Below are 19,665 nucleotides of genomic sequence, written 5' to 3'. Positions count from 1 at the left end.
TTTTAAATCTTTACTTAGAACCAAGAATCATCTACGGTAGGAGCTTCGTCTTCAGAAGAGTTCATTTCTATCTGCATGTTCAGCGAATCCATACTTAATGAATCACGCATCTGAGTACTTCCGATACATAGTGTAAGCAGAGCTTCACTTGGCACTTTGTCGCCAGCTTTCAAGGCTCTTCCTCTATACTTGATACCATACACCCAGTCCTGCTCACCGGCAACCATTTCTGGTTCGGTCAGCTTGAAACCCATTGCTTTCAGCTTGGCAGCTGCCTGGCGCATGGAGCTGTTGTCTATTACGTCTGGTATCTTAATTTTGGGAACTTCGTTTGTGTTAGTTGTCAGATAGATGGTTCTTCCTTTCTTGACTCTCAGGCCACCGGCCGGAGCTTGGTCGAGTACAATTCCGGCAGGCAGTTCTTTTACATAATTGGAGTCGATAACGATTCCCTGCATGAACTGTTGGTTCAACAACAGCTGTGCCTGATCTAAATTCTTATTCTTTACATTAGGCACTACATACGATTCTCCGTGGTGTGTATAAAGATCAAGTCCCCAGAGAGTTCCAAATACGGCAACTACAATGACGATAATCATTGCAATGATATTGAGCCAGAAAAAACGGTTATTTTTGAATGAAAAGAAGTTTTTCAGTGTTACCATAACTTTTTATCTATATAATTTCTGCAAAGATACAATTTTTTCTTTTCCTAGTTGCGTTGAGAAAAGAAAAGCCGCAAAACGCTATCTCAGCATTTTGCGGCCTTCTTAATTCTTTCTGTCTAACGTACTTATGCTTTAACGCCGTTGTATTCGTCTGATACAGTCAATTTTTTACGACCTTTAGCACGACGTGCAGCCAATACTCGGCGACCGTTTGCAGTAGCCATTCTTTCGCGGAAACCGTGTTTGTTTCTTCTCTTTCTGTTAGAGGGTTGGTAAGTTCTTTTCATTTTCGTATATACTATTTATGTTATTATTCTATGCGTTCGGGCTGCAAAATTAGTGACTTTTTTTAAATAAACCAATAGCTAAGTCATTTTTAGACAAATCTTTTTGTGTTTTTTCATGATTTAGATTAATTTTGTGGCGGATTTATTACGCAACAATCAATAATAACATATAATAAAAGGATTTAGTTATGATTAATGCTCAAGACATTAAGATCGGAACAGCTATCCGTATGGATGGAAAGTTGTATTTCTGTATCGACTTTTTGCATGTAAAACCGGGTAAAGGAAACACTTTCATGCGTACAAAACTGAAAGATGTTGTAGACGGTTATGTATTGGAACGCCGTTTCAACATTGGTGAAAAACTGGAAGATGTACGTGTAGAACGTCGTCCGTACCAGTTCTTGTATAAAGAAGGTGAAGATTATATCTTCATGAATCAGGAAACTTACGAACAAGTGCCTATCGCTCACGATTTGATTGAAGGTGTTGACTTCTTGAAAGAAGAAATGGTTGTAGACGTTGTTTCTGATGCTTCTACTGAAACTATCTTGTTCGCTGAGTTGCCGGTTAAGGTTCAGTTGAAGGTTACTTATACAGAACCGGGACTGAAAGGTGATACTGCTACAAATGCTACTAAACCTGCAACTGTTGAAACTGGTGCTACTGTACGTGTGCCTTTGTTCATCAATCAGGACGAAATCATCGAAGTTGATACTCGCGATGGTTCTTACGTAGGTCGTGTAAAAGCATAATCTATCGGAGTTATATATAATAAGGTATATAAACTCAAAAGCCATTCCTGCATGTTGCGGGAATGGCTTTTCGTTTGTCATTAGTTGTCAGAACAGAACAAGCCCTACAGATAGTGCTGTAAACTCGGGACCGTATGCCGTATCGAGTACCTTGCACGGGCTGTATTTTACATAGAATCCTACACTCTTGTAGCCGATAGAGGCTTGAAGATCAACGGTCACCGGAGTCTGGTGGATATTGTTGTCTGTCAGTTTGTATTCTTGGCCGTCCAGTTTGTACCGTGTCTTCAGACTGGCATGCGTATTGAAATTAACGATTGCGCCCAGGCTGAAACTGAACTTGTTTCTTGTTTCATGAGTAAACATGACTGGTACTGCCCAGCTGAATACCTTAATACGTGAAAACTGAATATCAGCTCCCTCGGGATAGCTGTCGATATACATATCTGTTCCAGCATCTTTTACGAAGCGATGTTTGCCGGTCATCCGGTAATTGCGCCAGCTGCATGCCAGTCCGATGGAAAGAGAGGTTTCCGTATTCCAGGGATAATAAGCCCAGCCGAATGTTGGAGTTGTAATTTCCCACGATGAGCCCATGCTTACATCCATGTTGTCGGGGGCTCCTTGCACGGTAGAAAGTCCTATTTTGAAGTCTTTGACTACAAATTCGTTTCTTTTATGTCTTTGTTCCGGTGTCCGTTTCCTGAATGGAATATTAAAATCCCAGTTGCCACTACGTTCTTTGGTGACCGAAACATCCGAAGGCGATATTTCTACTTCGCGGACATAACGGAAACTTGGATTGTCTTTCTTTCCGTCGATTTCTACCATAAGACGGTTGTCCGATTCTGTAATTGTTACCCGTTCTGGATTTTCTACACTCATTACATTCTCAACCTTTAATGAATCTTTACTTTCGGCGTATCCGCTTGCTGCAACCAGCAGTGTCGCTACAAGCAAAATCATTTTTTTCATATCTTTATAGTGTTTTGTTTTTATCTTATTTGAACATCTGTTTCAACTCTTCCAGTGTTACCTGTCCTTCCATATATACAACAGTTACTTCCGGCTTCTTGTTGCTGTTAGGAACTACCGAAGTGTTCCGGTAAAACAAGTAGCGGTAACTTTCGTTTTTGGGTGGAAAGCAGAAAAAACCGTAATATAGCCGTGTGCCAACTTTCCCTACCTCCTTATCGACAGCTGTTTCTGCATCCTGACTGACGAGTGCCTCTATTTCTTTGGATAGTGTCGGAGCGTCGGTTACTGTCAGGCTGCGGAAAAGGGTCAGATGATATTTTTTCAGTTCCTTCCCTTTGATAAGAACTTCTACCGCCCGCTTATCCTGCTTGAAACGGCTGTCGAACAAGGCTTCCACATGCATGCCTTTCTGTGCCCATAGAGGTAGCACAGCCAGCATGGTTATTCCTAGTATAATCCATCGTCTTATCATATATTTCATTCTTTTTGATTGTCAACTGATACGGATTCGCCTGCCTCGAGTGTCTGGAATATATCAGACAGTTGCTCTTGTACTGTTTCCTGCGGTGAAGCATGCTTTACTTTTTCTATTGATTTCATTGCTTCCGAAAGAACGATTTCCTTGTTTGTGCAACGTTCGCCATTGATATAAGCTACACATACGTTCGTTCTTTCCGACAGTTGCCAGGCAGCTGTCAGTGCGATAATGCCGGTTATTGCTGCGGCTGCTGCATAATACCTCAGTCGCACGCTATGTGTACGATGCTTGTGGTATATGGCACGTCCGGTAGCGGTGTATCCCATTACGGCACGAAGTTCGTCGAACTCCTTGCCTTGTGCGGCAGGAGTGGCCAGAAAGCGTGCCAGCGCTTCTTCTTCGGTCTCGGTAGTTTCTGCTTCGAAGTAGCGTTCTGCCAACTCTTTCCACTGTTGAAAAGTCCGTTCGTATTCTTTCATCGTTCCATTTGTTTTAGGTAACATTCTCTGATTTCTTTTCTTGCTCTCGAAAGTTGCATGCGTACTGCCGGTTCCTGCATGCCCAGTATATCGGCTATCTCATTGTATTTTTTCCCTTCGTATTCTTTCATGTGCAGAATCTGTTGCTGGAGTGGAGTCAGTCTGAGTTCGATAATGCGTTCCACTATACGGAAACGCTCTTCTTTCTCCATACTCTCAGCCGTAGAATCGGAAATAGATTCATCCCGGTTCTCGTCCAGCTCTACGGTAGGCAGGTGATTCCGTCTGCGTAATGTGTCGATACACAGGTTTTTTACCGTTACTACCGTAAGCGCTTCAGCTTCTTCTCGTGAACCGATCTGGTCAGCATGTTTCCACAGGCGGAAGAAAGCCTCCTGAAGAGCATCGTCAGCATCTTCCTTATTCGGCAGGAAGCGCATGGCTAGCCTGAGAAAACCTTTTCTCAGTTCAGTGAAAGTCGATGTCAGTGTTTCTTTACTCATGCTTTTATATCGGGTCGTACGAATTGTTTTCAAAAAGTTAAACGTAAAGCTATATCTTTTGTAACAGAAAGAATGAAAAAAATCTTTTTTTTGTGTATCCGAGTTAGGAAAATCCTTGTCGTAAAGCGAGATATTTGTTACAAAAAAACTCATGACGAGGCTTTGTCAATTATTTGCTGAATTTATCGGGAAAACATCTCGATGTTTTTTTATTTTTTGTACAAAAGATAAATGAAATATGCTGATGTTTTTTGGGGATGTTCTTGTAATGAATGGGAAATGTTGAATAAACTTCTATAAATTAAAATATACTTTAAAGAAAGACGTATATTTGTAACAGAAACCGAAAATACAGATTATGAGATATTCTTTTATCGTTCCCGTTTACAACCGTCCGGATGAGGTGGATGAATTGCTGCAAAGTCTTACGAAGCAAACCCTTGGTGATTTTGAAGTATTGGTTATAGAAGATGGTTCGTCTGTACCCTGTGAAGATGTGGTAGAGAAATACCGTACACTGCTGGATGTACATTATTATAATAAGCCGAATTCAGGACCGGGGCAGACGCGTAACTTTGGAGCAGAACGCAGTCGGGGAGAATATCTGTTGATTCTGGATTCGGATTGTGTATTACCTCCGGGGTATCTTGCTGCTGTCGACGAAGAGTTGAAGCGTGAGCCTGCCGACGCTTTTGGAGGACCAGACCGTGCACACGATTCTTTCTCGGCTACACAGAAAGCGATAAATTATGCCATGACCTCTTTCTTTACTACAGGAGGTATTCGTGGCGGGAAAAAGAAAATGGATAAGTTTTATCCCAGAAGTTTCAATATGGGAGTACGTGCCGATGTATATCGCAAGTTGGGAGGTTTTTCGAAAATGCGTTTCGGCGAAGACATCGATTTCAGTATCCGGATATTCAAGGCCGGATGTCGTTGCCGCCTGTTTCCTGAAGCATGGGTGTGGCATAAACGCCGCACTGATCTGAAGAAGTTCTTCAAGCAGGTACATAATTCGGGTATCGCACGTATCAATTTATATAAAAAATATCCAGAATCGCTGAAACTGGTGCACATGCTTCCTGCTGCATTTACGGTAGGGGTAGTGCTGGTGCTGCTTGCTTCGCTGATATGTCCGTGGGCACTCTTGTTGCTTGCACTGTTCGCTCTGATTATATTTGTTGATTCTTCCATACAAAATAAAAGTTTGTATATCGGTATATTATCTGTCGTTGCTGCGTTTATACAGTTGACAGGTTATGGAACCGGTTTCTTGTCGGCATGGTGGAAACGCTGTGTGCGGGGTAAAGGAGCCTTTTCCGCCTTCGAGAAGAACTTTTATGAGTAAATGGGTAATAATAAACTGACAATCAACCAATGGGCGGAGGAGGACCGCCCGCGTGAAAAAATGATGCAGCACGGCGCTGCTGCTTTGTCGAATGCCGAACTGCTGGCTATTCTGATAGGTTCAGGAAATACGGAAGATTCTGCGGTGGAGCTGATGCGAAAGGTGCTCGGCGACTATCGTAACAGTCTGAGTGAACTGGGGAAGACAACTATCGATGAACTTTGCCGCTATAAGGGAATAGGTCCGGCAAAGGCAATTACTATTCTAGCTGCTTCGGAAATAGGCAGACGGCGGCTGGAGGAGGAGCCGTTGGAAAGAAAACAAATCAGATGCTCCAAAGATATATATGAGGTGTTTTATCCGTTGATGTGCGACCTTCCGGTGGAGGAGTGCTGGGTGCTGTTGCTCAATCAGTCATCGAAAATCATAGACCGTATTTGTATCAGTCGTGGCGGACTTGCTTCCACACAGGTGGATGTCCGTTGTATTTTGCGTGAGGCTCTGCTCAAACGGGCGGTATCCATGGTACTTTGCCATAATCACCCTTCTGGAAACACATCGCCCAGCCGCGATGACGACCGTCTGACAGAAGCGTTGAGGCGGGCAGCCGAGGTGATGAATATCCGCTTGCTCGATCATCTGGTAATAACCGATGGCGGCTATTATAGCTATTGCGATGAGGGAAGGATATGAGTGTATTTTCGTTATTCCATTTTTTTATTACATTTGCACATGTAACTAAAAGCGTGCTTTATGGATAACGAAACTAAACTGAAAGTAGAAGAAAGTATTGTAGAAATGCTGAAAACCGTATACGATCCGGAGATTCCAGTCAACGTATACGATTTGGGACTGATATATAAAATAGACTTGCAGGATGATGGTGAGGTTGTGATTGACATGACACTGACTGCTCCCAACTGTCCGGCTGCCGACTTTATTATGGAGGATATCCGCCAGAAAATAGAATCGGTAGAAGGTGTGAAAGCTGCTCAAATTAATCTGGTGTTCGAACCTGAATGGGATAAGGACATGATGACCGAGGAGGCAAAACTGGAACTGGGTTTTCTTTGATAAACATAAACTGAGTCTATGAATACGAAACGTATGCTTCTGATTGCGGGAACGGCCGGGTTGTTTGCCGGAAGTTTGTCTGCTCAGGTAGCAACAGTCGAGGGCAGGCTGTCGGGAATAGACAGTGATACATTGCTTGTAGATTATTTCCCCATATCCGATTTGAAGCGTGAGAACCTGAAAACGGATGCAGTAGCCATACGACAGAGGCACTTTACGTATAAAGTGGAGACAGGTAATATGCCTGCTGAAATGTATTTTTACGCCAAGCCTAAAAGTGGTGAGGCTTCTTCGTTGCGCAAAACAGTCAGCGTAGTCGCTTTTCCGGGTGAAACCGTTCAGCTGACAGGTTCCATAGACGATTATCAGGCAGAAGGGAATGTATTCCATAAGAATTATGCCGAAGCTGCAGAAGGGTGGAAGTCTGCTCAACAGCGGATGGAAGCTACGACAGAAGTTATCATGAAGATGCAGCAGGAAGGACAGTTGAATCCTCAGCGTATTGACTCGCTGCGTCAGATTTATCAACCGATAGCCGATGAAATAAGCAATTGTAAGGAACACTACATCCGTAAGTATCCCGATAGTGATGTTTCCGTGTATCTGCTTGCTGGTCTGAGGGGTGCTCGCGCCAAGGTTTTGCTGCCTCTTGTGGGCGAAAAGGCAAAGACGGGGCCGATGTCTTCGCTTTATCTTGCCATGCAGGATGCTTTGAAGGAGGCAGAAGCACGTAAGGCTGCTTCTCAAAATATCAAAGAAGGAAAAGAAGCTCCCGAGTTTGTGCTGAAAGATATCAATGGGAAGGATTTTGCTCTTTCGTCGCTGCGAGGCAAATATGTGGTGCTGGACTTTTGGGGAAGCTGGTGCGGCTGGTGCATTAAGGGGCTGCCTGATATGAAGAAGGCTTACGAAAAGTATAAAGACCGGATGGAGATTGTAGGCATAGACTGCGGTGATACGGAAAAGAAATGGAAGGCTGCTGTTGCCGAGCATGAAATTCCCTGGCTGCATGTACGCAATGCGGGACAGGAAGATTTGACCGTAGTGTACGCCGTTAAAGGATTTCCTACAAAAATTGTGATAGATCCTCAGGGTAAAATAGCCCGGGTTGTGGTAGGTGAAGATCCTGCTTTCTATACGTATCTGGATTCATTGTTCAAACTCTAAATATAGCAAAATGAAGAATGTGTATTTCCTTTCCGATGCCCATCTGGGCTCACGTGCGATAGCGCATAGTCGTACGCAGGAACGTCGGCTGGTTAGCTTTCTCGACAGTATCAAGAACCGGGCGGCTGCTGTTTATCTGCTGGGCGACATGTTTGACTTCTGGTACGAATTCAAGCTTGTTGTTCCGAAAGGATATACCCGTTTTCTGGGAAAAATATCCGAGTTGACCGATATGGGAGTAGAGGTGCATTTCTTTATCGGTAATCATGATATCTGGTGTGGTGACTATCTGGAAAAGGAGTGTGGCGTTACGATTCATCGTGAACCGCTGACTTGCGAGATTTATGGCAAGGAATTTTTCCTGGCTCATGGCGACGGTCTGGGTGATGGTGACCGTAAGTTTAAACTACTTCGTACAATGTTTCATAGTAAAACGTTGCAACGTATGTTTTCAATGCTGCATCCTCGCTGGAGTATTGACTTTGGTCTGGAGTGGGCAAAACATAGTCGCCTGAAACGAAAAGATGGAAAAGAACCGGAATATATGGGTGAAGATAAAGAACCTTTAGTGTTATTTACCAAGGAGTATCTGAAGACACATCCGGATATTAATTACTTTATCTACGGACATCGTCATATCGTACTCGACCTGATGCTGAGCCGTTCATCACGAATGATGATTCTGGGTGACTGGATTAATGAATTTTCGTATGCAGTATTCGATGGCGAGTCAATGTTCTTGGAACAGTATATCGAGGGAGAAACTTCTGTACGATAAGAGTGTATTTATACATAACAAAAGCCTGCCGGACATTGTCCGGCAGGCTTCTATTTTTATATAGGGTAAGGTTGCTTTATCGAGCTACCTCTCCACTTTCATGTTTAGCCAGCAAGCCTTCTACTTCAGATACTTTTACGATGTTATAGTCGCCGGCAATTGTATTTTTCAGAACAGAAGCTGCGGTTGAGAAGTCTACACGTTTCTGTTCATCCTCGTAAGCATGTTGTGCATACAGCATAGCACCGCAGAATGCATCACCCACACCAACGCAGTCGATAACGTTGTCGATATCGAATACTCGTGTATATTTCATGCTGCCATTAGAGTAAAGCACTCCGGCAAAGGTATGATGTTCCGAGCTCATCACGTTACGCAGGGCAATATATATGTATTTGCAATTTGGAATTTGCTGACTGATTGCCTTACAAAACTCTTCGTAAGCTTTTACATCGTATGTTTCGCCACTTTTTGTTGCCTTAAATCCTGGGGCAGGAATTCCAGTCAGCAAAGCATATTCTCCTTCACTACCAAACATGATATCACTGCTCACCATCAGTGGACGAAGCACTTCTTGTGCACTCTTACCATAATTCCAAAGGTTCTTTCGGTAGTTTATGTCGTATGAAATGGTCAGTCCCATTTCCTTGGCAACGGTAATAGCTTCTTTGCATACCTCTGCAAGTCCCGGAGTCAGTGCTGCATCTATGCCCGACCAGTGGAAAATTGCAGCGCCGGCAAATGCTGCATGCCAGTCTATCATTCCAGATTTCAGTTCGGAGAAAGCAGAACCCTCACGGTCGTAAATGACTTTTGAGTTACGCATGGCAGCGGCTTTTTCCATGTAATAAGTTCCCAGACGGTGTCCGCCGATCAGGATATGTCGTGTTCCGATATTGTGTGAACGCAATTCGGCCAGACATGTTTCTCCTAGAGCGTTATCTGGAAGGCGGGTAATATATTCTACATCTCCTCCAAAGTTGGCGATGGAGATGGCTACATTGGCTTCGCTACCGCCGTAGTTGACCAGGAACTCACGGCTTTGTTGCATACGTAAGTTATCCGGGGTAGTAAGGCGAAGCATGATTTCACCAAAGGTTACGATTTTCTTTTTCATAATAGAGGCGTGTTTCTTGTTGTTTTGATGGCATAAAAAAAGAAGACATTCCATATAAGTCTTTCTTTTTTGCTCGCTGCAAAGATAAGAAAACTTATGAGGAATATCCTCTTTTTTAAGCTATTTAAGGTATGCTGTTCCTTATTTGTTCATGCTGTTCAGTATGTCCATAGTGTCTGTTGCAATCATCAGCTCTTCGTCTGTCGGGATAACTACAACTTTTACTTTAGAATCGTCGGTAGAAATGATCGCTTCTTTGCTGCGAACTTTGTTCTTTTCCGGATCGATCTTGACGCCCAGGTAGCCCAGTGTCTTACAAACGCCGGCACGAGCTGTAGCCTGATTTTCACCAACACCACCAGTAAACAAGATTACATCTACACCGTCCATTGCAGCTGCGTATGCACCGATGTATTTAGTGATGCGGTAGAAATACATGTTTTCTGTAAGGATGGCACGTTCTTCTCCTCTGGCTACTGCATCTTCCAGTTCACGCATATCACTTGATTTTTCGAACATTCCCAATACACCGCTCTTCTTGTTCAGCAGAGTAGACATTTCATCAGGTGTAAGGCCTTCTTTTTTCATGATATAAGTGATAGCACCACCGTCGATATCACCGCAACGTGTACCCATCATCAGACCTTCCAGCGGAGTCAGTCCCATAGTAGTATCGATACATTTACCGTCTTTTACCGCAGCGATAGAACCACCGTTTCCGATGTGGCAAGTGATGATCTTGGAACCTTCTTGTGGAATACCCAGATATTCGCATACACGTTTTGATACATAGCGATGAGATGTTCCGTGGAAACCATAACGGCGGATACCATATTTTTCGAAATATTTGTAAGGTATCGGATACAGATATGCGTAGTCGGGCATAGTCTGGTGGAAAGCAGTATCGAATACAGCTACCTGTGGTACTTCAGGCAACAGTTTCTGTACAGCATAGATACCTTTCAGGTTTGCTGGATTGTGCAACGGACCCAGGTCGCAGCATTCTTCTACAGCTGCAATAACAGCGTCGTCAATCAATACAGAACCGCTGAATTTTGTTCCTCCGTGCAATACACGATGACCTACTGCTTTGATTTCGTGCAAGTTATTTACTGCGCCGTATTCTGCGTTAGTCAGTGTGTCGAAAATAAACTGTACACCTGTAGTATGTTCAGGTACGTCCTTTTCAAGGATTTTCTTTTCTCCGTTAGGCAAAGTCAACTTCAGGAAAGAGCCTGGCAGACCGATTTTTTCGATACCTCCTTGTGCGAGGACTTCTTTGGTAGTCATTTCGAACAATTTGTACTTGATTGATGAACTACCGCAGTTGAGTACTAATACTTTCATATATGAATTTTATTGTTTTATTAATGTGAAATAAAAACAGTTGTCATTCAGAACGAGATTGCATTGAATGACGTCTGAATGACAATGCTGTATAAATTAAGTTCCTAATTATTGAGCTTTTGCTGCAATAGCCTGGTTGGCTGTGATAGCGATCATCTTGTAAATGTCGTCGATAGAGCATCCGCGTGACAAATCGTTTACAGGGCGTGCGATACCTTGCAGGATAGGTCCTACGGCAGTAGCGTGTCCTAAACGTTCAACCAGTTTATAAGAAATGTTACCTACTTCCAGACATGGAACAACCAATACGTTAGCTTTTCCTGCGATTTCAGAACCTGGAGCTTTGCTTGCACCTACTCTTGGAACCAGGGCAGCATCTGCTTGCAGTTCACCGTCGATCTTCAATGCTGGATTCATTTCTTTAGCAATCTTCAATGCTTCTACTACTTTGTCTACAACTTCATGTTTAGCAGAACCTTTAGTTGAGAAGCTCAGCATAGCTACGCGTGGATCAAGTCCGGCAACTGCTTTAGCTGTCTGTGCTGTACAGATTGCGATTTGAGCCAATTGGTTTGCATCTGGAACAGGAGTTACGGCTACGTCACCCATTACCAATACACCATTGTCACCACATTCTGGAGCATGAGTCAAAAGCAGCATGGCACCAGATACGCAAGTAATGCCCGGAGCTGTTTTGATAATTTGCAATGCAGGGCGCAGAACGTCGCCGGTAGTATTGCGTGCACCAGCCAACTGACCGTCAGCATCGCCCGCTTTGATAATCAAACAGCCCAAGTATAATGGATTGAGAACCAGTTTACGGGCTTCTTCGATAGTCATTCCTTTTTTCTTGCGAAGTTCGCATAACAAATGTGCGTATTCTTCTTGTTTCGGATGGTTTTCCGGATCGATGATTGTTGCTTTATGGATATTTCCTAAGCCCCATTCTTTTGCCAGACCCATGATTTCATCGGGATTTCCCAACAGAATCAGCTCAGCTACACCATCTGTCAATATCTGATTGGCAGCTTTTAAAGTACGTTCTTCAGTTCCTTCCGGAAGCACAATGCGCTGTTTGTTTGCTTTAGCGCGTTCAACGATTTGACTAATTAAATCCATGACTTAATGAATATATTTATTATATGTGATTCTTTTATCGTGCGCGATAACAAGAAGTATATATCGCACTGCAAAAATACGCATTTTTGTAATATCTAGTTTGCAAAAGCGAGTTTTTTTTCTCCTAAAGTATGCAAAAAACTTATGTTTAATAGCAGAAGAAATAAAAAAGGCCACTTTCGATACAGCGTTTTCTCCTATTGTGTAACTTTACGTCCGTTTTTCAAGATAATATTAATAGGTATGATTCGTCAATGTTCTATCCTTTTTGGATGTTTGGCGTTAGGTGAACTGATAGTTTATCTGACGGGAATTAAGCTGCCGTCGAGTATTATTGGCATGCTTTTACTTACGTTATTTTTACAGTTAGGTTGGATAAAACTGCACTGGGTGCAGGGATTGTCCGATTTCTTAGTAGCTAATCTGGGCTTTTTCTTCGTTCCTTCGGGGGTGGCGCTGATGTTATATTTTGACATTATTGCTGCCGAGTTCTGGCCTATTGTCATTGCTACTTTAGTAAGTACGGTATTAGTGTTAGTTGTTACAGGTTGGGTTCATCAATTGGTTCGTAAGTATGGAATATTTAGAAAGTAAATTCTTTTTGCTCGCCATTACGTTTGGATTCTTTTTTCTTTCCAAACAGTTGCAGAAAAAAACAGGTTTGATTATTCTTAATCCGATATTGATAGCGATTGCCTTGCTGATTTGTTTTCTGAAACTGACAAATGTTTCGTATGAAAAATATTATGAAGCAGGTTCCTTGATTGAGTTCTGGTTGAAGCCGGCAGTTGTAGCACTGGGGGTTCCCTTGTATCTACAATTACGCATGATAAAAAAACAATTAATGCCGATAATTGTTTCTCAATTAGCAGGCTGTCTTGTCGGACTAGTATCGGTTACTATTATAGCAAAACTGCTGGGAGCTTCTCCAGAGGTTATCATGTCGTTAGCTCCAAAGTCGGTGACGACTCCGATTGCGATGGAAGTTTCGGATGCAGTAGGCGGAATACCTTCTCTTACTGCAGCGGTAGTGATTGTTGTAGGGCTATTTGGTGCTATTTGTGGTTTTAAGGTACTTCAGGTAGGACATGTTGGAAGTCCTATAGCGCAAGGGCTTTCGATGGGAACAGCTTCGCATGCGGTAGGAACATCGCGTGCTATGGAGGTCAGTGGAAAGTATGGAGCTTATGCCAGTCTGGGATTGACTCTGAACGGTATTTTGACTGCTTTGCTTACTCCGACTATCCTTCATCTGCTGGGGCTCTATTAAATTATAAAATCCAATGCGAGCATGTTTCGTGGAAGCGTGCCGATGTTTTTTAATATCGGTGCGTTTCTTTTTAAGCATGGTTACGCCTGAAAAATAAAAGAAATATAATATGATACCATTTAGACCCATAGAACTGGAAGATAAGGAAACTGTGCAGCGTTATACTTTAACAAGCAAGCGCCGTAACTGCGATTTGTCGTTTTCTAATCTGTATAGCTGGAGGTTCTTGTACCAGACGGAAATTGCTGAAATGGACGGCTTTCTGTTGTTCCGTTTTTATGCAGATAATGAACTGGCATATATGATGCCGGTGGGTGAAGGCGATGTACATCGAATTGTTGACGTGCTGATAGAGGATGCGCGCAGCAAAGGTGTTCCTTTCCGTTTGTTGGGTGTATGTAGCTATATGCGTGCAGAACTGGAAGCTGCTTTTCCGGGGCGTTTTACGTTTACAGCCGATCGTGATTATTTTGATTATGTATATCTTCGTTCTGATCTGGCAACGCTTCGTGGAAAAAAGTACCAGCCTAAACGGAATCATATCAATCGGTTTAAAGCAGCTTATCCTAATTATGAATATAAGGAGTTGACAGCCGAACTCGTCCCTGAGTGTCTGCGTCTGGAAAGCATGTGGTGTAAAGCAAACGACTGTGCAGAGAATGAAGCTCTGATAGCAGAACGGCGTTCGATGACTGATGCGTTGAAGCATATTAACGAACTGGATTTGCGAGGAGGAGTATTGCATGTTAACGGAGAGATTGTAGCATTTACCTTCGGAGCTCCTATAAACAATGAAACTTTCGATACTTGTGTAGAGAAAGCAAATACAGATATAGAAGGAGCCTATGCTATGATTAACAATGAGTTTGCTAATCGTATTCCGGAACAGTACATTTATATCAACCGTGAGGAAGACCTGGGGCTGGAAGGACTGCGTAAGGCTAAATTGTCTTATTATCCAGAAACTCTTCTTGAAAAATATATCGTGGAATTACAATGAGCGTAAAAGAACAAGTCAGGCAACTTTGGGAAACTTGCTTCAATGATGATGAAGCATTTGTAGACCTTTATTTCCGTTTACGTTATACCGACCAGATTAATAAAGCGATAATAGAAGATGGTAAGGTGATTTCTGCGCTTCAGATGATATCTTATCCGATGACATTTTGTGGCCGGACGGTAGCTGCTTCATATATATCGGGCGCTTGTACTCATCCTGATTATCGGGCAAGAGGGGCTATGCGTCGCCTGCTTGAGGAAACACATCGTTCCATGTTCGATGAGGGAATCGTGTTTTCAACACTAATTCCTGCCGAAGATTGGTTGAAAGGATATTATGCTCGCTCAGGCTACGCGACTTGTTTCCGTTATGGTGTGCTGAAAAAAGTTATCAACAGTTATGAACAACCTGTTAATAACTCTGTATCATATCTGAAAATGAGTAAGATAGATCTGTTGAAAAACCCTGAAGAAACAATTTATCCATACTTTAATGAACAAATGAACAGGCGGTCGTGCTGCATACAGCACACCTTTGATGATTTCCATGTTGTACTGTCTGATCTGGCTTTGAGCAAAGGTGATGTATGGACAATTTATAAAGGTGATGTCTTGTCCGGACTTATCTTTTGCCTGATGCAGGAAAAGACACTTTCTGTCAAAGAAATACTTCTGTCTGACGAGGCGGACCTGACAGTTGCATTACATCAACTCGCTGCTTTTTATCAAGCTGAAACCATGACATGCATACTTCCTTTTGCTGACGAGATGCATGAATTAGGCATGGCACGCTTAATAAATGTTCCTGCTTGCCTTGAGTTGTATGCTGCTGTTTATCAAGGGGAGGAACTCTGTATTCATCTGCAAGGAGACGAGGTTATCGGAGAAAACAATGGATATTACACGGTTTCTCCGGGGAAGATGATACAAGGTTATCAGATGGGAAAAGAGTATGTTTGTGTCACAATAAGCGAGCTGACTGCTCTTGTACTGAAAGACCTTCATCCCTATATGAGCCTGATGTTGGATTAATCCTTAAAGCTCATCTTCACTCGTAAGCATTCTTTCCAGTTCCTCAGCCGTCAGTTTTAGGTAGAACTCACCCTGATAGGCTATGGAAATACCTCCGGTTTCCTCGGAAACGATAATTGCCATGGCATCTGTTTCCTGAGAAACTCCCAGTGCGGCACGGTGTCTTAGCCCCAACTCTTTCGGAATGTTCAGGTTATGTGATACCGGAAGAATACATCCGGCAGCCTTTATACGTTTGTTGCTGATAATCATAGCTCCATCGTGTAGCGGACTGTTTTTGAAGAAAATATTTTCTATCAGTCGCTGATTGATGTTCGCATCGATGATATCTCCTGTACGTGCGATGTCATCCAGTGGAAAATTCTTTTCGATGACAATCAGTGCGCCCACTTTTCCTTTACTCATGTTGAGGCAAGCCATGACAATAGGCATGATGGCCTCTTTGCTGTTGTCGTTCTTCTGACTTCCCTTAAAAAAGCGAAGCAGACTGCTTGTGCGGTGGCGTGAACCAAGCGAGAGCAGGAAGTGACGTATTTCATCCTGAAAGATTACAATCAGTGCAATGACTCCCACGCTTACCAGCTTATCGAATATCGAACCGAGCAGACGCATTTGCAGCACTTGCGATACGATAACCCAAATGACGATAAACACGAGAATTCCCGTAAATACATTGATTGATCCCGACGATTTCATCAGCTTGTAGGTTTTGTATAATAGAAACGCTACCAGCAGAATGTCGATAATATCTTTGACGCTAAGTATGGAAATATCGAAAGGCATAATTTTATATTTACAAACTTACAGGAGTTAACTTTTTCATGGCGGCAACTATTTTGACTGCTTCGGATGCGGCACGCACATCGTGTACACGCAGGATGTCGGCTCCTTTCATCAAGGCTATTGTGTTGACGACGCTTGTTCCGTTCAAGGCATCTTCCGGTCCTCCTCCCAGCAGGCGGTAAATCATCGACTTGCGTGAAACTCCTACCAGTACAGGCAGTTCGAATATCTGGAATTCTTCCATTTTGTCCAGTAGCTCGTAGTTGTGTTCCAGCGTCTTTCCGAATCCGAATCCCGGATCGATGATGATATCCTTGGCTCCCAGGTCACGCAGCTTCTGTACCTTTTCAGAAAAGTAATATAATACTTCTTTCAATACATTGTCATAGTGTGGAGCCTGCTGCATGTTTTGCGGAGTTCCCTGCATGTGCATCATGATGTAGGGGACACCGAGCCGGGCTACGGTTGCAAACATGTTTTCATCCATATTGCCCGCTGCTATATCGTTGATGATAGCTGCGCCGTACTCTTCTACACACATACGTGCAACATCTGCCCGGAACGTATCTACCGAAACAATGGCATCGGGACATTCGCGGAATACAATCTCCAGTCCGTGACGCAGACGAGACATTTCCTCCTCCGCACTGATATGTTCTGCATTGGAGCGTGATGAATAAGCTCCTACATCGATAATGCTTCCCCCTTCCGACACGATTTGAAGTGTACGTTCTGCAATTTCCGTTTCTGTCTGTTTCCGGCTTCCGGCATAAAAAGAATCGGGAGTAACATTCAGGATACCCATTACCTGCGGGTAGGATAAGTCCATTAACTGTCCCTTTACATTGATAAGTTTCGTGATACTGTTTTCCATGTCCGATGAATACGTCTTTAAGCGCTGCAAATGTACACACAATAATTTGTTTTTTCGCAGTCGCGGGAAATTAAATTACGTTATCTTTGTGCCGGAATATTTTGTTACAGAAAATATGGAAATAGCAGAATTATATAAATGTTTTATGGAATGCGGTAAGGTGACCACCGATAGCCGCAACTGTCCTGAGGGTTCTATGTTCATCGCCCTGAAAGGAGAAACTTTTAATGGCAATGCTTTTGCCGCACAGGCTTTGAAGCAGGGTTGCCGCTATGCTGTAATCGACGAATCTGAATATGCGGGTGAGGGTACAATTCTCGTAGACAACTGTTTGCAGGCTTTGCAACAACTGGCTAATTATCACCGCCGGCAGCTGAAAACGCCGGTTATCGGCATTACAGGTACGAATGGAAAGACCACAACCAAAGAACTCATTTCTACGGTGCTGAGCCGGAAGTTCAATACATTATATACAGAAGGTAATTTCAATAATCACATCGGAGTACCGCTCACGTTGCTTCGTCTGACAAAAGAACACGAAATGGCGGTTGTCGAAATGGGTGCGAACCATCCGGGAGAAATAAAGACACTGGTACATATTGCCGAACCGGATTATGGAATTATAACAAATGTAGGCAAGGCTCACCTGCAAGGTTTCGGATCTTTCGAGGGAGTTATCCGCACGAAAGGAGAGTTGTACGATTTTCTGCGGGCTAAAGGTGGGGCTACTATCTTTATCCAGAATGAAAATCCTTACCTGAATGGCATTGCCGAAGGGTTGACTTGTGTGCGTTACGGGCAGACTGCCGGTTTGTATGTCAGTGGAGAACTGATAAGCTGTTCACCTTTCCTGTCTTTCCGATGGACAGCAGAAGGAGTATCGCACGAGGTGAATACACATCTTATCGGCTCGTATAATTTGGATAATATGCTGGCAGCAGCAGCTATCGGACGTTACTTTGGAGTGTCTGATGATGATATCAGCAGTGCGCTGGCGTCGTATCTGCCTCACAATAACCGGTCGCAACTGAAAGAAACAGCCGATAATAAACTGATTGTGGATGCATATAATGCCAACCCGACCAGTATGATGGCTGCCTTGAAGAATTTCCGTCAGATAGAAGCTCCGCATAAGATGGTGATTCTTGGCGATATGAAGGAATTGGGTGAAGCAAGTCGGGAAGAACATCAGAAGGTGGTAGATTATCTGAAGGAATGTGGTTTTGACCGTGTTGTACTGGTTGGTCCCGAATTTGCAGCAGCCACTCATTCCTATCAGACTTTTCAGCATGTAGATGAAGTGCTGGCTGATATCCGGATGCATAAGCCTCAGGGATATTATATCCTGATAAAAGGTTCAAACAGCATGAAGTTAAGTCTGCTGCTCGAGTATTTGTAATGCGCTGTTAATCAATTGATAAATTCTTGTTTCCGATAAAAGAATGATATTCTCGTAAGAAACGTATTATATTCTTGCTGACGTTTTAAAAAAATATCCTGATGTTTTCGGAAAAACATCAGGATATTTTTTTAAAATCTGTACAAGCTTCGACAATCTTTGTACGAAAAAATAGGGCATTTTCGCTAGTTTGTGAAGCCTTTTTCTGAAGCTTTCAGTATGTATTCCTGAACTATAAACGGCTGTCTGCTCCCCACATCATTTTTTCCCGAAGCGTATTGAAGAAAGAGTGATGACAGCGTTTTACGATGCGTACGAAATAATCGGCACGGCGTACCGTCAGGCGGATTCCTTCGCGGCATGTTTCACTGCGTCCGTCTACGGCTACCAGAAAGTTGTGGCTTCGGCTTTCTACGTCGAGTGTGATTTCCCAGTCGTCGCGAATGACAATCGGGCGTACGTTCAGGCTGTGTGGAGCCACGGGAGTCAGACTGATAGTTCCGCTTTGCGGCACAAGAATCGGACCTCCTACACTGAGTGAATAACCTGTCGAGCCGGTGGGGGTTGCGATAATCAGGCCGTCTGCCTGATACGAACAGAGTGGCTCACTGTTTATGTAAGCCCGTATGGTAATCATCGACGAGCTGTCACGTTTCAGAATAGCTATTTCGTTCAGTCCGTAGGGATAGCCTTTCAGCACGTATCCTTCGGATGTCAGATGCAATACCCTGCGAGGTTCGGCAAGGTATTTCCCTTCGTAGATTTCATCGAAAGCCTCCTCCATCTGGTCGGGTGATATATCGGCAAGGAATCCCAGACGTCCGGTATTGATGCCCAGGATAGGAATTTCTTTTTTTCCTACACGGCTTGCTGCACGCAGAAAGGTTCCGTCGCCACCGATACTGAGTGCCATGTCTGCATTAAAGTCGTAACCTTTGAATATCTCCAGTCCGTCGAGGTTTGCTTTTGTATGCTGTTTTAAAAAGTCGTAAAACTCGTTGCTGATACAGATTTCGGCTCCTTTGTCACGCAATATCTCCAGCAAATGGGTGACATGTGCCGACTTATGTTCCTGATAAGTGTTTCCAAAAAGGGCGAATCTGAGGTTGCGTTGCATATCTTGTAGCTTTTTTTATCAATCTTTTGTCACGTAAAGTTAACAGGTTTCTCGCAAAACCTGTTAACTTTGCAGGTTGTAGACGCAAAGATA

Annotated in this window: 23 protein-coding genes; 11 read left to right on the top strand and 12 right to left on the bottom strand. The window is 43.3% G+C overall.

Going from position 1 to position 19,665, the window contains the following annotated elements:
* Positions 1-14 precede the first annotated feature (14 nt).
* Together BACCOP_RS16630 and rpmH are read right to left on the bottom strand one after the other, a co-directional pair.
* A complete protein-coding gene (locus BACCOP_RS16630) occupies positions 15-665 on the bottom strand; it encodes a PASTA domain-containing protein (protein WP_007571231.1) in 651 nt (216 codons plus the stop codon).
* Positions 666-793: 128 nt separating this feature from the next.
* Positions 794-955 (bottom strand): 50S ribosomal protein L34, encoded by a 162-nt coding sequence (gene rpmH / locus BACCOP_RS16625; RefSeq protein WP_007571228.1) that lies wholly within the window; start codon positions 953-955, stop codon positions 794-796.
* A 188-nt stretch (positions 956-1,143) separates the two neighbouring features.
* On the opposite strand from rpmH, the gene efp reads away from it, so the two are divergent.
* Entirely contained in the window at positions 1,144-1,710 is a 567-nt protein-coding gene (gene efp, locus BACCOP_RS16620) for an elongation factor P (protein WP_007571225.1), read from the top strand.
* A gap of 87 nt (positions 1,711-1,797) precedes the next feature.
* Here the strand turns inward: efp and BACCOP_RS16615 are convergent, their stop codons facing one another.
* Genes BACCOP_RS16615 through BACCOP_RS16600 form a run of 4 tightly spaced genes read right to left on the bottom strand, consistent with a single transcriptional unit; the run spans position 1,798 to position 4,148 of the window.
* Entirely contained in the window at positions 1,798-2,685 is an 888-nt protein-coding gene (locus BACCOP_RS16615) for a hypothetical protein (RefSeq protein WP_007571224.1), read from the bottom strand.
* Between the two features lie 25 nt (positions 2,686-2,710).
* The gene (locus BACCOP_RS16610; protein ID WP_022125945.1) at positions 2,711-3,160 is read right to left on the bottom strand and encodes a DUF6108 family protein; all 450 of its coding nucleotides are present in this window, start codon (positions 3,158-3,160) and stop codon (positions 2,711-2,713) included.
* Between the two features lie 5 nt (positions 3,161-3,165).
* Entirely contained in the window at positions 3,166-3,669 is a 504-nt protein-coding gene (locus BACCOP_RS16605; protein ID WP_227994693.1) for a hypothetical protein, read from the bottom strand.
* The gene (locus BACCOP_RS16600; protein WP_022125946.1) at positions 3,642-4,148 is read right to left on the bottom strand and encodes an RNA polymerase sigma factor; all 507 of its coding nucleotides are present in this window, start codon (positions 4,146-4,148) and stop codon (positions 3,642-3,644) included. The genes BACCOP_RS16605 and BACCOP_RS16600 overlap by 28 nt, the downstream gene beginning before the upstream one ends.
* Before the next feature lie 358 nt (positions 4,149-4,506).
* On the opposite strand from BACCOP_RS16600, the gene BACCOP_RS16595 reads away from it, so the two are divergent.
* Genes BACCOP_RS16595 through BACCOP_RS16575 form a run of 5 tightly spaced genes read left to right on the top strand, consistent with a single transcriptional unit; the run spans position 4,507 to position 8,515 of the window.
* Positions 4,507-5,496, top strand: coding sequence for a glycosyltransferase family 2 protein (locus BACCOP_RS16595; protein ID WP_007571220.1), 990 nt, complete (start codon positions 4,507-4,509; stop codon positions 5,494-5,496).
* Entirely contained in the window at positions 5,497-6,189 is a 693-nt protein-coding gene (radC, locus tag BACCOP_RS16590; RefSeq protein WP_007571219.1) for a RadC family protein, read from the top strand. It begins immediately after the preceding gene.
* 60 nt (positions 6,190-6,249) lie between these two features.
* Positions 6,250-6,570: a metal-sulfur cluster assembly factor gene (locus tag BACCOP_RS16585; RefSeq protein ID WP_007571218.1), complete on the top strand. Its 321-nt coding sequence runs from the start codon at positions 6,250-6,252 to the stop codon at positions 6,568-6,570.
* Between the two features lie 18 nt (positions 6,571-6,588).
* Positions 6,589-7,737 carry a TlpA family protein disulfide reductase gene (locus BACCOP_RS16580; RefSeq protein ID WP_007571216.1) on the top strand — a complete coding sequence of 383 codons (1,149 nt, stop codon included), beginning with the start codon at positions 6,589-6,591 and terminating at the stop codon, positions 7,735-7,737.
* Between the two features lie 10 nt (positions 7,738-7,747).
* A complete protein-coding gene (locus BACCOP_RS16575) occupies positions 7,748-8,515 on the top strand; it encodes a UDP-2,3-diacylglucosamine diphosphatase (RefSeq protein ID WP_007571215.1) in 768 nt (255 codons plus the stop codon).
* Between the two features lie 76 nt (positions 8,516-8,591).
* Here the strand turns inward: BACCOP_RS16575 and BACCOP_RS16570 are convergent, their stop codons facing one another.
* From BACCOP_RS16570 to pta, 3 genes are all read right to left on the bottom strand, one after another.
* Entirely contained in the window at positions 8,592-9,632 is a 1,041-nt protein-coding gene (locus BACCOP_RS16570; RefSeq protein WP_040312207.1) for a sugar kinase, read from the bottom strand.
* Between the two features lie 141 nt (positions 9,633-9,773).
* Complete coding sequence (locus BACCOP_RS16565) at positions 9,774-10,979, bottom strand: acetate kinase (RefSeq protein ID WP_007571213.1); 1,206 nt, start codon at positions 10,977-10,979, stop codon at positions 9,774-9,776.
* A 108-nt stretch (positions 10,980-11,087) separates the two neighbouring features.
* The gene (gene pta / locus BACCOP_RS16560; protein ID WP_007571212.1) at positions 11,088-12,098 is read right to left on the bottom strand and encodes a phosphate acetyltransferase; all 1,011 of its coding nucleotides are present in this window, start codon (positions 12,096-12,098) and stop codon (positions 11,088-11,090) included.
* A gap of 243 nt (positions 12,099-12,341) precedes the next feature.
* On the opposite strand from pta, the gene BACCOP_RS16555 reads away from it, so the two are divergent.
* From BACCOP_RS16555 to BACCOP_RS16540, 4 genes are all read left to right on the top strand, one after another.
* Positions 12,342-12,692: a CidA/LrgA family protein gene (locus BACCOP_RS16555; RefSeq protein WP_007571210.1), complete on the top strand. Its 351-nt coding sequence runs from the start codon at positions 12,342-12,344 to the stop codon at positions 12,690-12,692.
* Entirely contained in the window at positions 12,673-13,368 is a 696-nt protein-coding gene (locus BACCOP_RS16550; protein ID WP_007571209.1) for an LrgB family protein, read from the top strand. The genes BACCOP_RS16555 and BACCOP_RS16550 overlap by 20 nt, the downstream gene beginning before the upstream one ends.
* Positions 13,369-13,477: 109 nt before the next feature.
* Positions 13,478-14,368: a DUF2156 domain-containing protein gene (locus tag BACCOP_RS16545; protein WP_007571208.1), complete on the top strand. Its 891-nt coding sequence runs from the start codon at positions 13,478-13,480 to the stop codon at positions 14,366-14,368.
* Entirely contained in the window at positions 14,365-15,399 is a 1,035-nt protein-coding gene (locus BACCOP_RS16540; protein ID WP_007571206.1) for a GNAT family N-acetyltransferase, read from the top strand. The genes BACCOP_RS16545 and BACCOP_RS16540 overlap by 4 nt, the downstream gene beginning before the upstream one ends.
* Before the next feature lie 3 nt (positions 15,400-15,402).
* Here BACCOP_RS16540 and cdaA read toward each other — a convergent pair whose 3' ends face one another.
* Complete coding sequence (gene cdaA / locus BACCOP_RS16535) at positions 15,403-16,182, bottom strand: diadenylate cyclase CdaA (RefSeq protein WP_007571204.1); 780 nt, start codon at positions 16,180-16,182, stop codon at positions 15,403-15,405.
* 10 nt (positions 16,183-16,192) lie between these two features.
* The gene (gene folP, locus BACCOP_RS16530; RefSeq protein ID WP_007571199.1) at positions 16,193-17,056 is read right to left on the bottom strand and encodes a dihydropteroate synthase; all 864 of its coding nucleotides are present in this window, start codon (positions 17,054-17,056) and stop codon (positions 16,193-16,195) included.
* 115 nt (positions 17,057-17,171) lie between these two features.
* On the opposite strand from folP, the gene BACCOP_RS16525 reads away from it, so the two are divergent.
* Positions 17,172-18,455 carry a UDP-N-acetylmuramoyl-tripeptide--D-alanyl-D-alanine ligase gene (locus BACCOP_RS16525; protein WP_040312209.1) on the top strand — a complete coding sequence of 428 codons (1,284 nt, stop codon included), beginning with the start codon at positions 17,172-17,174 and terminating at the stop codon, positions 18,453-18,455.
* 232 nt (positions 18,456-18,687) lie between these two features.
* On the opposite strand, the gene BACCOP_RS16520 is transcribed toward BACCOP_RS16525, so the two are convergent.
* Positions 18,688-19,572, bottom strand: coding sequence for an NAD kinase (locus BACCOP_RS16520; protein ID WP_007571197.1), 885 nt, complete (start codon positions 19,570-19,572; stop codon positions 18,688-18,690).
* Positions 19,573-19,665 lie beyond the last annotated feature (93 nt).

It is taken from the genome of Phocaeicola coprocola DSM 17136 (assembly GCF_000154845.1).
GTDB classification, from domain to species: domain Bacteria; phylum Bacteroidota; class Bacteroidia; order Bacteroidales; family Bacteroidaceae; genus Phocaeicola; species Phocaeicola coprocola.
The sequence above is the reverse complement of the archived record's forward strand: the minus strand, read 5'-3'. Positions and strand labels throughout refer to the sequence as shown.